The following is a 13,770-nucleotide window of genomic DNA, read 5'->3' as shown; positions in this document are numbered from 1 at the left end:
GCATTCAAATGAGCCAATGGCCAGATACCCGCATTCTTGACCTGCTCGGCATCGAGTTGCCGATCATCCAGGCGCCCATGGCCGGTGCTCACGATTCAGCCATGGTGATTGCGGCCAGTAACTCTGGCGGCCTGGGCTCGTTGCCCGCTGCGCTACTGAGTCTTGAGCAATTGCGCGACGAGCTGAAAACCATCCGCCAACACAGCCAGCGTCCATTCAACGTCAACTTTTTCTGCCATCAGCCACCGCCGCCGGATGAGCAAAAGGCTCGTGACTGGAAGAACCTGCTGGAGCCTTACTACCGCGAACTGGGTGTTGATTTCGATGCACCGACGCCAGTGTCCAATCGTGCGCCGTTCGATGACGCGACGTGCGCCGTGGTCGAGGAGTTTCGCCCCGAGGTCGTGAGTTTTCACTTCGGGCTGCCCGAGAAATCCCTGCTGGATCGGGTGAAAGCCACCGGGGCAAAAATCCTGTCTTCGGCTACCACCGTAGAAGAGGCGGTCTGGCTGGAGCAACACGGCTGCGATGCGATCATCGCCATGGGTTACGAGGCCGGAGGGCATCGCGGGATGTTTCTCAGCGATGACTTGAGCAGTCAGGTGGGGACTTTCGCGCTGGTGCCGCAGATTGTTGATGCGGTGCAAGTGCCGGTGATTGCTGCGGGCGGCATTGGTGATGCCCGGGGGATTGCCGCCGCGTTTCACCTGGGCGCCTCGGCGGTGCAAGTGGGCACGGCGTATTTGTTTACGCCGGAAGCCAAGATCAGCGCGGCGCATCACAAGGCGTTGCGTACAGCCAAGGAAAGCGAGACAGCGCTCACTAATCTTTTCACCGGGCGTCCGGCGCGGGGAATTCTGAATCGGGTGATGCGTGAAATCGGCCCCATGAGCGACAAAGCCCCGGCCTTTCCGTTGGCCGGCGGTGCGCTGATGCCGTTGCGGGCCAAGGATCCGGCGGATTTTGCCAACCTGTGGGCCGGACAGGCGTTCAGGCTGGGCATCGAGTTGCCCACCGCTGAATTGACCCGGCGCTTGGCCGAGGAAGCGTTGGCGAAACTGACTCACCACTGACCCGAGAACACTGCAAACGCCTGTGGCGAGGGGCCTCGCCACAAAAAGCTCCGTCACCACAGAGCAATGCCCAACAAGTTCCGTTTACAGGCATTTCGCTATATATTCCGATATATAGCGTTTCACCCCTCGCATCGGCGCAGTTCACCCCTATAAAAACTGCCCCTGCACTTGCCTACCACGGAGCCGTTCCATGACCATTCGTGCCTCACGTTTTGCCCCTACTTGCCTGGCGAGCCTGTTCGCGGTCTTCGCTTTCGGCTCGGCCCAAGCCGATGAAGTGCAGGTAGCTGTCGCCGCCAACTTCACCGCGCCGATCCAGGCGATCGCCGCCGACTTCGAAAAAGACACCGGGCACAAACTGGTGGCAGCCTATGGCGCGACCGGGCAGTTCTACACCCAGATCAAGAATGGCGCGCCGTTCGAAGTGTTCCTCTCGGCGGACGACACTACCCCGCAAAAACTTGAAACCGAAGGCGACACCGTCAAAGGCTCGCGCTTCACCTACGCCACCGGCACCCTCGCGCTGTGGTCGGCCAAGGAAGGTTACGTCGACGCCAAGGGCGAAGTGCTGAAAAAGAACGAGTACCAGCACCTGTCCATCGCCAACCCGAAAGCCGCTCCTTATGGCCTGGCCGCAACCCAGGTACTGGCCAAAGAAGGCCTGACCGACAAGGTCAAGGACAAGATTGTCGAAGGCCAGAACATCACCCAGGCCTACCAGTTTGTCTCCACCGGCAACGCGGAACTGGGCTTCGTGGCCTTGTCGCAGATCTACAAAGACGGCAAAGTCACCAGCGGTTCGGCCTGGATCGTTCCCGCCAGCCTGCACGACCCGATCAAACAAGACGCGGTGATCCTCAACAAAGGCAAAGACAACCCGGCCGCCAAGGCACTGGTTGAATACCTCAAAGGGCCGAAAGCCGCCGCTGTCATCAAGTCCTACGGTTACCAACTCTAAATGACGCTGACGAGTGCCGATTTTTCCGCCATCTGGCTGACCCTGAAACTGGCGTCCCTGACGACCGTCATCCTGTTGATTATCGGCACTCCGATTGCGTTGTGGCTGTCGCGTACCCGTTCCTGGTTGCGCGGCCCGGTCGGGGCGATCGTCGCCCTGCCCCTGGTGCTGCCACCGACGGTGATTGGCTTCTATTTGCTGCTGGCGCTCGGGCCTCACGGCTTCGTCGGCCAGTTCACCCAATCACTGGGGCTGGGCACCCTCACGTTCAGTTTTGCAGGGTTGGTGATCGGCTCGGTGCTGTATTCGATGCCGTTCGTGGTGCAGCCACTGCAAAACGCTTTCTCCGCCATCGGCACTCGCCCATTGGAAGTGGCCGCCACGTTGCGCGCCAATCCTTGGGACACCTTTTTCAGCGTGATCCTGCCCCTGGCCCGCCCCGGTTTCATCACCGCCGCGATTCTCGGTTTCGCCCATACGGTGGGCGAATTTGGCGTGGTGCTAATGATCGGCGGCAATATTCCGGACAAGACCCGCGTGGTCTCGGTGCAGATCTACGATCACGTCGAAGCCATGGAATATGCCCAGGCCCATTGGCTGGCCGGGGCCATGCTGGTGTTCTCTTTCCTGGTGTTGCTGGCGCTCTACTCCAGCCGTAAAACCAAAGCGGGCTGGAGCTGATTGATGATTTATACCCGCCTGAAACTGAACTATTCGGGGTTCGCCCTTGATGTGGATTTGCAATTGCCCGGCCGTGGCGTCACTGCGCTTTACGGCCATTCCGGCTCGGGCAAAACCACCTGCCTGCGCTGCATTGCCGGCCTGGAACACGCCGAAGAGGGCTTTATCCAGGTCAACGATGAAGTCTGGCAGGACAGCGCCAAAAAGATTTTCATCCCGCCGCACAAGCGCGCCATCGGTTATGTCTTTCAAGAAGCGAGCCTGTTTCCACACCTGTCGGTACTGGCCAACCTGGAGTTCGGCCTCAAGCGCATCCCGAAACATCAGCGCCGGGTCGACATGGCCCACGCCACCGAGCTGCTAGGCATCAGCCATCTGCTGGACCGTCATCCGCAGCACCTGTCCGGTGGCGAACGCCAGCGCATCGGCATTGCCCGCGCCCTGCTTACCAGCCCGAAACTGTTGCTGATGGACGAACCGTTGGCGGCACTCGACAGCCAGCGCAAGAACGAAATCCTGCCGTACCTGCAACGACTGCACGATGAACTGGATATTCCGGTGTTGTACGTCAGTCATTCCCAGGATGAAGTGGCGCGACTGGCCGACCACATTGTCCTGCTCAGTGATGGCCAGGCCCTGGCCAGCGGCCCGATCGGCGAAACCCTGGCTCGCCTCGACCTGCCGTTGGCATTGGGTGACGACGCGGGCGTGGTGATTGAAGGACATGTCAGCGCCTACGACGCCGACTATCAACTGCTGACCCTGCAACTGCCGAACACCGCCCTGAGCATCCGCGTAACCCATTCGCCGATGACCGAAGGCCAGGCCTTGCGCTGCAAGGTGCAGGCGCGGGATGTCAGCCTGAGTCTGCAAAGCATCGAGCAAAGCAGCATCCTCAATCGCCTGCCTGTCATGGTCATCAGTGAATTGGGTGCCGACAATGCCGCCCACGTTCTGATTCGGCTGGACGCTGGCGGCACGCCGCTACTGGCGAGGATCACCCGCTACTCCCGCGATCAACTGGGCATCCATCCCGGCCAGCAACTCTGGGCGCAAATCAAGGCCGTGGCGGTGCTGGCCTGAATCTGTTGGCACCACGGCGACGGCACGCGGTCAATGGCAGTACAAGCCCCTGATTCGCTGCCAAGGACTACTGCCATGCCCGATACCGCGCTGACCGATGTGTTGCCGCCCGACCTGCATTACGTCGATGACACCCAGCCTGGCATCACCCGCAGGAAACTGCGCGGCAAGTTCTGTTATTTCGATCCGGCGGGCCAGCGCATCACCGATGCCGACGAAATCAAGCGCATCAACGCCCTGGCGGTGCCGCCGGCCTACACCGACGTGTGGATCAGCGCCGACCCGCGCGGCCATCTGCAAGCCACCGGCCGTGATGCCCGGGGCCGCAAGCAATACCGTTATCACGCGCGCTGGCGCGAAGTGCGCGATGCCGACAAATACTCACGGCTAAGGGATTTCGGCCAGGCCCTGCCAAAACTGCGCAAACAACTGGAAGCCCTGCTGGAGGCCCCGGGATTCAGCCGGGACAAGGTCATGGCCACGGTCATTACCTTGCTCGATGCGACGTTGATCCGCGTCGGCAACACTCAATATGCCCGGGACAATCGCTCCTATGGCCTGACCACCCTGCGCAGCCGGCACGTCGAGGTCAACGGCAGCGCGATCATGTTCCAGTTTCGCGGCAAGAGCGGCGTCGAGCACCAGATCACCGTGAAAGACCGGCGCCTGGCGCGGATCATCAAGCGTTGCCTGGAAATCCCCGGGCAAAACCTGTTTCAGTACCTCGACGAAAATGGCGAGCGCCACACCGTCAGCTCCTCCGACGTCAACGCTTACCTGCAAACTCTCACCGGCGCCGACTTCACCGCCAAGGATTACCGCACCTGGGCCGGCAGCGCGCTGGCGTTGGCGGTGTTGCGCGAGCTGCAATGGGAACCGGAATCCGACGCCAAGCGGCACGTGGTGGAGATGGTGAAGAACGTCGCCAAACAGTTGGGCAACACCCCGGCAGTGTGCCGAAAGTGCTACATCCACCCGGCGGTCCTGGATGGTTTTATGCTGGGTGCGCTGGCTCAATTACCGCGGCCAAGGGTGCGCAAAGGCCTCAGGGCCGAAGAGGTTGGGCTGGCGATTTTTCTCGAACAAATGGTCGAGGCTGCCGAAAAAACCTTACCTTGATCGAACCGCGTGACTCGACTAGGCTTGCGACCTACTCATCTCGCAGGACGACTGCCAACGTGAACAACTAAGCCTTCCAAAATGTTTCCGCGACAAGCCGCCTACGGCGCTTGTTGGTTTTTCGACATTTTTCGGAGGTGCCGATGACTCACGTCACGCGTCTGCCTGCACTCGTTTCCCTGAACCAACTGGGTTTTCAGTTCGCCAATGGCGAGACGATTTTCGATTCACTGAACCTCAGTTTCGACCGCGTCCCCACCGCTATCGTCGGCCGTAATGGCGTCGGCAAGAGCGTGCTTGGGCGATTGATTGCCGGGCAACTCAATCCCACCGCTGGCAGCCTGACCTGCCAGGGCCACGTTGCGTATGTCCCGCAAACGTTTTCAGCCCTTGAAGGACAAACCGTTGCCGACGCCACCGGTTGCGCACCGGCGTTGCAAGCCCTCGCCAGGCTGAATCTCGGCCATGCCTCAAGCGAAGACTTCGACACCCTGGCGGATCGCTGGGACCTGCCTGAACGCTTGCGCCTGTTACTGGATGAGGCGGGGCTGGCGGATATCGATCCCGAAGACCTGACGCAACACTTGAGCGGAGGACAACAAGCGCGAATCGCCCTGATCGGCGCCCTCCTGGGCCAAGCGCAACTGTTGGTGCTGGATGAACCCACCAACCACCTGGACACCGATGGACGTCGCTGGCTGATGCACAGGCTTGAGCAATGGCGCGGCGGCTTGATCGTGATCAGTCATGACCGGCAGCTACTGAACCACATGACACGAATCGTCGAACTGACACCCCACGGTGCTAAAGTCTTTGGCGGCAGTTACCAGGCGTTCCAGGCCCAACGGGACATCGACCAGGCCACTGCGCAAATGGTCGTCAATCAGGCCCGAACCGAGCGCCATCGCGAACGAAACCGCTTGCAGCGCGAGCACGACACAATTCAGCGCCACGCCGCCAGCACCTTGAAAAAGGCCGACAGCGCCAATGTGTCAGGCTTTGAAAAGGCCAAGATGAAAGGCGCAGCCCGGGACGCCATGGGGCCGGTGCGCCAGGCGCATCAAACCCGCAAAAACGGGCTCGATGCCCAAGTCCGGGAAGCCAATGCCAAGGTCCTTCCTGAAGCCTGTGTGGTGGTGAGCCTGCCAGGCACCGCTGTACCGGCAACCCGGCAGGTGTTGACGCTGGTTGACGCGCAACTGCCCTGGTCTGCGACCCGACTGACGTTGGCATTAGCAGGTCCGGTGCGCATCGCCGTCAGCGGGCCGAACGGTTGTGGCAAAACTACCCTGTTGCGCATGCTGGCCGGGGATTTTCCACCGCGCTCGGGTCAATGCACTTCCCACGTGTCCAGCGCTTTTCTCGATCAGCAACTGGCCTTGCTTGATGATCAACGCTCCATCGTCGAGCAACTGGGCTTGCTCGACACGCCGTTGAACGAAGGCACGTTGCGCAGTCACTTGGCTCAGCTGCAACTGGACGCAAGCCGGGTCACCCGGCCGAGCGGCTTGCTCAGTGGCGGCGAACGCCTTAAAGCAGCCATCGCCATCGCACTCTGGCGCAAAACACCGGCGCAGTTGCTGCTGCTCGACGAGCCCACCAATCACCTGGACCTTGAGTCCATCGAGGCATTTGAACAGGCGTTGGGCGACTTTCCCGGAGCGATCATCGCGGTATCCCATGACCAGGCGTTTCTCACGGCGCTGGCACCGACCCACACCTTGGAATGGCACGGGTCAGGCTGGCAATTACGACCGTTCAGCGCTGGATCAGCGTGCTAACCGACGAACTGACCTGTCTATTTTTTGCACGATCGCAAAGGGCTTCTATAGTTGATCTCAACACGAATCAGCTACGGTGGTGCCATGGAAGACATTTTCGTTGTGAAACGTTGCAACAAGATCATCATTCATGGCCGCCGCGCCGGAGAAATCGACCACGCACCGCCCGACGCCGAAGTCTGGTACCGCATCGCCGATACCCGCACCCGCGGCTTTATCGGCGACGGCTTCGACCTTGAAAAAGATGCCCAACGTGAGTGCCAACAGCTCAATGCACGCTCACAAGTGACAGCCCGGCAAAGCTGAAAAGGCTCATGATTGCCAACCGGGTCTATACTGAAAAAAGCTGAAGGACCAGCGACCCCATCGGCAGAAAGCTCGCACCAGCGGGCTTTTTGCTGCCACTTGTCAGATTCCTTCAAGGAGGTGTTTGTCATGTCCGAAAAAGAGTCCATCACCACCCTGCTCACCCTGCTCGACTCCCGTCAGGCCCGCCTCGCGGCCGCCTGCAAGGAAATCGCCGACTGGGTCGACCACCAAGGCGGGCACCCTACGGCCCTGAAAATCCGTGACCGGCTGAACGACATCGAGAAAGACGCACCGCTGATTCGCAGCACGCTGTCGTCGCTCCACCCCGTCGAACCGCCACTGCCACGGTTTAGATAACATCCGACTCAAGGACAGGCCTGATTCAGGAAGCATGAACGGCGACAACCGTGTCACCGAGACCCTGCCTGCCTGATAGCCTCCTGCCATACCCGCAACCCGGCCACGCGCTGGGGTTTTTTTTGCCCGAGTCCTTTCACATCCTGTTCACAATCGACGGCCTACTGTGGAACCACTCCTTTGAAGAATCCCTTGGCCCGCCCGCATGCGGGCTTTTTTTTTGCCTGATGTTCCCATTACGAACGCTGACGACGGCTGGAGGTCAAACAAACACACGTCACGAAGGAGACGTTCCACATGGTTACTCACTTCAAAGTCGGCGGGCATCTGGCCTGCGGTCATACCGGTACCCAGTTGGTTTCGAGCAAAATACTGAACCAGGTGAAATGCAGAAGCTGCCGCAACACCGATGCGTTCAAGGACGCACGTAAAGAAGAACGCAACGCAACACGTCGTGCGGCGCGCAAGGCCAAGGTGACTCATACCGCCAATGATTGGCGGGCAGAGTGGGTTCAGCGGCTGACGGCCATGCCAGGGCGACAGAGATTGCCGCGAGGATTCCGCGGACAGGCATTCGTTTGATATTCCCGTCGGGCCGATCTGATCGGCCCGACTCCTTTCTGAAGCACCCCCCAAGAACACGCCAAAGCTGAAAATTACCGCCCGTCCCCGCATAATGGCGCGGCATTTTCAGAATGGACTCTTACTTGAAAACACTAAAAAATCGCTGGGTCGCCTTCGTGGCGGCCCTTCTGTGCTCCGCCAGCTTCTGGGGTAGCCTTATCTACATGGCCTGGTTCTGGTTCGATCACTCAGCCAAGCGTCATTTTGAAATCTTCGCGGTCCTGCAAATCAGCGGCGTTTGCGTGTTCTTTCTGCTGTCCTGCTTTGTGCGCTGCCCCGAGTGCAGAAAGTTCATGGAATTCCTTTACCGGCCTGGAGACGAATCACTCAACAGCCGCCGCCTCCTGGCCTATCAGGTTTACACCGAGTGCGAAGCTCAATGCATCCGGTGCAAGACCGTCATGAAACTGGGCGATTAGCACCGCATTGCCCTACCAGGGCCAGAAACCCTTGGGCGGTTCAAAATTCCTGCATACCAAGGCAACTGCCGCCCTGCCTGTTATGTCGCCCTCGGTCTTATCCCGGGCCAACTGAATTTCCTGTTCGTAGTCAGGGGACTTGTCGGCGATGAGAATTTCTTTTTTCATCTCCTCCGTCAGCCCCGACTGCGGGTCATCCATGACGTTGCGAAGGGAATATTTCCCGGCAGGGTTCAAGTGTGAGCACGTCCTCTTCATCGCAACAGTCATCACCGCGACCTCGCGATTGGTAGGCTCCTGGGCCATTGCCGCCGGAATACCACTCAAGCCCACCAGCGCAATGCTGAGTACGAGGGCTGTCTTTTTCATCAATGAAATCAAAATCCAAGCTCCATGCCTGTCAAAAATAATGCAGCAGAAACAACAAGGCCTGCATGAGAAACCTCACGCAGGCCTTTGATATATAACTTAAAGCACCACTACTCCGTAGCGATCATTTCTTTACAGATGCTTTTCAGAAGGCCTAGGCCGTCGGGCGTAGTGAAGAAATCGTACGATTCCTTCACTTCACTGGCGTACACAGGGTTTGTCCCCGACTCTTTGATGGTTTTCTCCATCTCGGGAGTCAGGCTCGCCTTCTCTTTAAGCACGTTTTTTTCCAGGGATATTCCCGCGTCGGGATGTTGCTCAGCACACGCTTGGGTCATAGCGACCAGCGCAATGGCCGTGTTGTGATCCTTGGCAGCGTCACCAGTAGCCTGGGCTGAAACAACGTACCCACCCGCGATCATCACAATGCCTAGACGTGCGAACATTTTACGCAGAACCATTTGAAACTCCCTTACTCAAGTTGATTGGCATCAATGCCTGGCCCGAAAACGTATCGGCCAAACAGGTCGGTTTCTTGAGTGCTTTAGGCAGGAATGATCAAAATGAATGGACCAGAAACAAACAAGGGTTTGCATCAGCTTTCGCCCGCAAACCCTTGATTTTAGATGGTGCCCGAAGCCGGAATCGAACCGGCACGCCCTTACGAGCGGGGGATTTTAAGTCCCATGCGTCTACCAGTTTCGCCATTCGGGCGGTAGCGCGGTGAAGCGGTCTGAACACTGCGGAGATACAACCTGGCAGTTCTGACGCTTGTGCAGCAGAGGTGGAAATATATACATCCCTCCCCCGTGAAGCAAGTTCGCAGATGGCCTTTTCAAGACTAAATCTTGCAGGACAGCGAAAATAAAAAAGCTCCGTAGATCAAGGATCTACGGAGCTCGTTTAAAGTGGAGGCCGAGGTCGGAATCGAACCGGCGTAGGTGGATTTGCAATCCACTGCATAACCATTTTGCTACTCGGCCTCAAACATCTGATGTCAGTAGCACGACACCAAATGCATACAAACGCTGAGCTTCGAGAGTTGATTAAATCATTCTCTAACTCGTTGAAAACATTGAGCTTTTTCAGCCGTCAGTGCTTTCGATGGCGTGAATTATGTACTGATTTCCCGAGGCTGGCAACCCCTTGATTTCAAAAAAATTTCTGCCCGGCTGATCGCCCCCGGTTTCACGCTACGTCACGTTCGCAATTCAGAATTTCCCACCCAGCGGATACTCCACTGCCAGCCGAATCTGGTTGGCATCCAGCTCCGCCTGCGCCGCATTCCCCCGGTGCACCGCATGGCGCAAAGTGAACGCGAGGTTTTTCGCTGCGCCGGATTGCACCACGTATTTGGCCTGGAGATCACGTTCCCAGTGTTTGCCGCCCTGCCCGTAACCCAACCATTTGTAACCGCCGTTCGGGTCCATGTGGCTGCCATCGATCCCGCTGCCACGAACATACAGTGCGCCGAAGGTCAGGCCGGGGATGCCGTAGCCGGCCATGTTCAGGTCGTAGCGCGCCTGCCAGGACGCCTCCTGCGGGGCGTTGAAGTCGGACAGGGCCACGGCGTTGCTCAAGTAGATCGCGCCGCGGGTGACGTAGTCGTAGGGCGTGTCGCCGTCGACTTTCTGATAACCCAGGCCGAAGCTGTGGGCTCCGGCCTTATATGTCGTGAGAAAACTCCATGTCGTGTTGTCGATCCGGCCGGACAAGGCTTTGCCAGTGTCCTGGGTGCGATACAGATTGAGATCGAAGGTCAGGTCCTGACCTTCGGCCAAAGGTTGGGTGTAGACCGCGCCCAAATAGTGCTGGCGCCAGGTATCGGCGTAGACCGCACTGAACAGGCTGGCATTGAGCCCTTTGACAGTGGTGTTGCGCACGCCCACCAGGTCGAAGCTGTCGCCCTGCTTGCCGTTGGAGTAATTGACCACAAAGCCTTGGTCGTGGCTGGTGGCGTTGCGATCGGTGCTTTCGTTGAAGTGACCGCCATACAGCGTGGTCGCGGGCAGTTCGCGACTGGTCAGCAGCCAGCCGGTGGCGGTTTCCGGCAGCAGGCGGCTGTCGGAGGAGCCGAACACCGGGGTTTTCACCCGTTGCTCGCCGTAACGCAGTTCGGTGGAAGAAAAGCGCAGCTTGGCCACCGCGCCACCACGACTGAATTCATCCTTGGGATGGCCGTCGTTATCCACGCCGAGCAACCGCGCCTTGCCGGCCCGCCCGCCTCCGCTGTCCAGTTTCCAGCCGGAATAGACATGGGCGTCGACACCAAATCCTACGGTGCCACGGGTGTAGCCGGAGGTGAAATCGGCCATCAGGCCGTAGGCCCATTCCTCGGCGAGGTCGCTACGTTGGGCGCGGGGTTTGTAGGCATTGCGCGCGCCGTTGCTCAGCGCACCGTGTTCATAGTCGCGGCGGTCGTAGACGCTGCGGTTGAGCAGGCTCCACTGGCTGTCTTCGACAAAGCCTTTGGCGTTGTCTTGTTCCGAAGCCAGGGCGAGCAAGGACTGCCCGCCCAAGGCCAGTAGCAGGGTGTGTGTCGATAGGGTTTTCACAGGGCAACTCCACAGCATTCGGGGTCTGCAAGGTGTCCCGCCAACCGGGGGACACCATTGGGCAACTCAGAGGTATTTGAGGATCGCGATGTCGCGACGGCGCTGCTTGAGGCTGGCGAACCAGCGCGTCGGGAAGAACAGCAACACGCCGAGGATCACGCTCCACAGCCACACTGTGGGCAGGTTGTCGAAGCCGTAATACGCACCCTGATTGGCGCCCCAGATCGCGACGGCCACCAGGTACATGGCTTTGAGCACGTACAGGTGCAGCAAATAGAAAAACATCGGCGCCCCGCCGTAGATCGCCAGTGTCGCGGTGGACCAGCGATCCTGCAGCTTCTCGAACAACGCCAGCAGGAGCAGACCGAGACCAAGGGTTGGCATCAGGAACATCAGCGACGGCGGGTACTTCTTCGCGCTCATGAAGCTCATGAAGGTGCGCAACGAATCGCCGGTCTGCACCCACGGCTTCTCGCCGTAAACGTTCAGGTAACGGATGAACACAAAGGCCACCAGCAAGCCCGCGCCGAGCTTGACCAGGCGGGAAATCCGCTCCGCCGGTTCCATGTCCTTGCCGAACCACGGCCCGATGCCCCACCCCAGAAGAATCACGCCGATCCACGGCAGCACCGGATAGGTCGTGCGCGCCCGGGTGAACTCGGTGATGTCGATAAACACCTTCTGATGCAGGATCGACCACGGCACATAGAACGGCGATTCCGGCCCGACGACGACGTTATCGAACAGGTTATGCCCGGCGACGATGACCAGCCCCAGCACAATCAGCCAGCTGCGTTTGAAGTGCAGCAACCCGGCGAGCACGATCATGCAGATACCGATGCACCAGATCACCTGCAGCCACAGGGTCTTGGGCGGGAACTCGGCGTTCCAGGCGAAGCAGACAAAGGTGATCTCCAGAAACACCAGAAAGAACCCGCGCTTGAGCAGGAACACCGAGGTTTCGCTGGCGGTGTGTTTCTGGCTGTAGAGCCAGGCTGACAGGCCAGTGAGGAAGATGAACACCGGCGCGCAGATTTCGCTGAGCATGCGGGTGAAGTACAGGTCCGGCGTGACGCTCAAGGCGTCGATCGGGTCGGTGACCTGACGGTGCAGCAGAAAGGTTTCGCGCACGTGGTCGATCAGCATCAACAGCATGACAAAACCGCGCAGGGCATCGATCGCCAGCATCCGGGTGTTGGCTTTTACCGCGGGGGTGGCCAGCGCAGCGGAAACACTTCCCGCCTGCCCGGCCAATCCTGAAGATTGGGACATAGTGGTGACTCCTGTGGGGACGATGGATCAGGCCTGTTTCTTCAACCGGGCGACTTCGGAGGCCGGCAGCTGCGACGGTGCCCGCGGCAATGGCGGCTTGCCCTGGGCCCGATAGAACGACAGCGTCGAGCTGAAGCTCTTGAGGTCGTACGGCTTGGTCTTGCCTTGCGGACCGACCCGTTCACCCGGCGTTCGGTCCTTGTATTCGACCGCCACCACATACGTGCCCTGCCAGGGCAACTCGAAGCTGACTTTGCCCGTCGCATCGGTGCGCTGGGTGAAGACTTCACCGGAACCGGTTTCCAGCATAACGTCCTGATCCGCCAGCGGTTTTTGCGAATAGTACACTTGGAACTGCGCTTTGTTGCCGTCGACGAGGCCGGTGGGCACGATGTCCAGGGTCAGTTCCGGGGTTCGGGCGCGCAAATCGCCGACCCAACGGGTCGCCGGCGTCCAGTGGGCCTTCAGGGTTTTATCCGCTTCGTGCAGGTCGAAGATCGGATAATGCGGGTCCTGAGCCAACAGGGAGTCATCACTCTTGGCCTGATGCGCCACCGCAAACGCCTGGCGTTGCAAGGTCAGATTCAATGGTTTCGAATTGTTGCCAATCGACCAACCCTTGAGTTGCTGGAACCGGTCCATCCCGCCCGGTGTGACTTCCAGGATGTTCTTGTCATATTCGCCGTAGTACAACGCCAAGGGTTGCCCCGGTGGCTGTTCGTACCAGATCTGATGCGCTTCGCTGCTGCCCGCCAGCAGGAACGCGCCGTAACCCAACAGTGCTTTTGCGTTGCTCATTCGCATTTTTTTGGCTCCGATTGGTGTTATTCAGCGATTCGCTAACGCCGCCTCGAAATCAGCGACTCAACAAACCGCACCCCTCTCTCTGTACGCATTACAGCGCAGAGACTTTTGCGCTTTGTTGCGAATTCATGACTCAAGGGGTACCTGGACACTGTTTTGAGGGCTCGAAACAGCTATTTATGCGGCTTGCGCCAGGATGAGGCGGGTAGACGGGATCTAGCGGGGGAATGTCCAAACGCGGTGCATTGAAGAATTCGCAGCACGCACGCTCTGTAGCAGCTGGCGAAGCCTGCGTTCGGCTGCGAAGCAGTCGTAAAATCAGAAAATGCGGTCTTTCAGGCACACCGGCAAACCGTATTTGCG

At 59.1% G+C, this 13,770-nt stretch carries 15 protein-coding genes and 2 tRNA genes; 10 read left to right on the top strand and 7 right to left on the bottom strand.

From position 1 onward, the window contains the following. The first annotated feature begins 8 nt into the window (after nt 1-8). The 10 genes from HKK52_RS02965 to HKK52_RS02920 all read left to right on the top strand — a co-directional run bounded on the left by HKK52_RS02965 (nt 9) and on the right by HKK52_RS02920 (nt 8,407). Nucleotides 9-1,073 (top strand): NAD(P)H-dependent flavin oxidoreductase, encoded by a 1,065-nt coding sequence (locus HKK52_RS02965; protein WP_169369317.1) that lies wholly within the window; start codon nt 9-11, stop codon nt 1,071-1,073. 193 nt (nt 1,074-1,266) lie between these two features. Beyond that, the gene (gene modA, locus HKK52_RS02960; RefSeq protein ID WP_169369315.1) at nt 1,267-2,034 is read left to right on the top strand and encodes a molybdate ABC transporter substrate-binding protein; all 768 of its coding nucleotides are present in this window, start codon (nt 1,267-1,269) and stop codon (nt 2,032-2,034) included. Further along, nucleotides 2,035-2,715 carry a molybdate ABC transporter permease subunit gene (gene modB / locus HKK52_RS02955; protein ID WP_169369313.1) on the top strand — a complete coding sequence of 227 codons (681 nt, stop codon included), beginning with the start codon at nt 2,035-2,037 and terminating at the stop codon, nt 2,713-2,715. A gap of 3 nt (nt 2,716-2,718) precedes the next feature. Further along, nucleotides 2,719-3,798: a molybdenum ABC transporter ATP-binding protein gene (modC, locus tag HKK52_RS02950; RefSeq protein WP_169369311.1), complete on the top strand. Its 1,080-nt coding sequence runs from the start codon at nt 2,719-2,721 to the stop codon at nt 3,796-3,798. A gap of 75 nt (nt 3,799-3,873) precedes the next feature. Beyond that, nucleotides 3,874-4,917, top strand: a complete 1,044-nt coding sequence (locus HKK52_RS02945; protein WP_169369309.1) for a DNA topoisomerase IB — start codon at nt 3,874-3,876, stop codon at nt 4,915-4,917. A gap of 143 nt (nt 4,918-5,060) precedes the next feature. Further along, nucleotides 5,061-6,698 (top strand): ABC-F family ATP-binding cassette domain-containing protein, encoded by a 1,638-nt coding sequence (locus HKK52_RS02940; RefSeq protein WP_169369307.1) that lies wholly within the window; start codon nt 5,061-5,063, stop codon nt 6,696-6,698. 84 nt (nt 6,699-6,782) lie between these two features. Next, nucleotides 6,783-7,004 (top strand): hypothetical protein, encoded by a 222-nt coding sequence (locus HKK52_RS02935; RefSeq protein WP_169369305.1) that lies wholly within the window; start codon nt 6,783-6,785, stop codon nt 7,002-7,004. Between the two features lie 129 nt (nt 7,005-7,133). Beyond that, a complete protein-coding gene (locus tag HKK52_RS02930; RefSeq protein WP_133836423.1) occupies nt 7,134-7,364 on the top strand; it encodes a hypothetical protein in 231 nt (76 codons plus the stop codon). Between the two features lie 297 nt (nt 7,365-7,661). Beyond that, on the top strand, nt 7,662-7,946 hold the full coding sequence (locus tag HKK52_RS02925; protein WP_169369303.1) for a hypothetical protein: 285 nt from the start codon (nt 7,662-7,664) through the stop codon (nt 7,944-7,946). Nucleotides 7,947-8,071: 125 nt separating this feature from the next. Then, complete coding sequence (locus HKK52_RS02920; RefSeq protein ID WP_169369301.1) at nt 8,072-8,407, top strand: hypothetical protein; 336 nt, start codon at nt 8,072-8,074, stop codon at nt 8,405-8,407. A 12-nt stretch (nt 8,408-8,419) separates the two neighbouring features. Here HKK52_RS02920 and HKK52_RS02915 read toward each other — a convergent pair whose 3' ends face one another. From HKK52_RS02915 to HKK52_RS02885, 7 genes are all read right to left on the bottom strand, one after another. Further along, a complete protein-coding gene (locus HKK52_RS02915) occupies nt 8,420-8,788 on the bottom strand; it encodes a hypothetical protein (protein WP_169369299.1) in 369 nt (122 codons plus the stop codon). A 98-nt stretch (nt 8,789-8,886) separates the two neighbouring features. Then, nucleotides 8,887-9,237: a hypothetical protein gene (locus HKK52_RS02910; RefSeq protein ID WP_169369297.1), complete on the bottom strand. Its 351-nt coding sequence runs from the start codon at nt 9,235-9,237 to the stop codon at nt 8,887-8,889. A gap of 166 nt (nt 9,238-9,403) precedes the next feature. Further along, a tRNA-Leu gene (locus HKK52_RS02905) sits at nt 9,404-9,490 on the bottom strand. A 195-nt stretch (nt 9,491-9,685) separates the two neighbouring features. Continuing rightward, nucleotides 9,686-9,759: transfer RNA gene (locus HKK52_RS02900), tRNA-Cys, on the bottom strand. A gap of 228 nt (nt 9,760-9,987) precedes the next feature. Further along, nucleotides 9,988-11,331, bottom strand: coding sequence for an OprD family porin (locus HKK52_RS02895; RefSeq protein WP_169369295.1), 1,344 nt, complete (start codon nt 11,329-11,331; stop codon nt 9,988-9,990). A gap of 66 nt (nt 11,332-11,397) precedes the next feature. Further along, entirely contained in the window at nt 11,398-12,603 is a 1,206-nt protein-coding gene (locus HKK52_RS02890) for a DUF1624 domain-containing protein (RefSeq protein WP_149661183.1), read from the bottom strand. Nucleotides 12,604-12,630: 27 nt separating this feature from the next. Then, the gene (locus tag HKK52_RS02885) at nt 12,631-13,401 is read right to left on the bottom strand and encodes a DUF4198 domain-containing protein (protein WP_237150661.1); all 771 of its coding nucleotides are present in this window, start codon (nt 13,399-13,401) and stop codon (nt 12,631-12,633) included. Nucleotides 13,402-13,770: the final 369 nt, after the last annotated feature.

Origin of the sequence: Pseudomonas sp. ADAK2, from assembly GCF_012935755.1 — a bacterium.
Lineage (GTDB): Bacteria > Pseudomonadota > Gammaproteobacteria > Pseudomonadales > Pseudomonadaceae > Aquipseudomonas.
The sequence above is the reverse complement of the archived record's forward strand: the minus strand, read 5'-3'. Positions and strand labels throughout refer to the sequence as shown.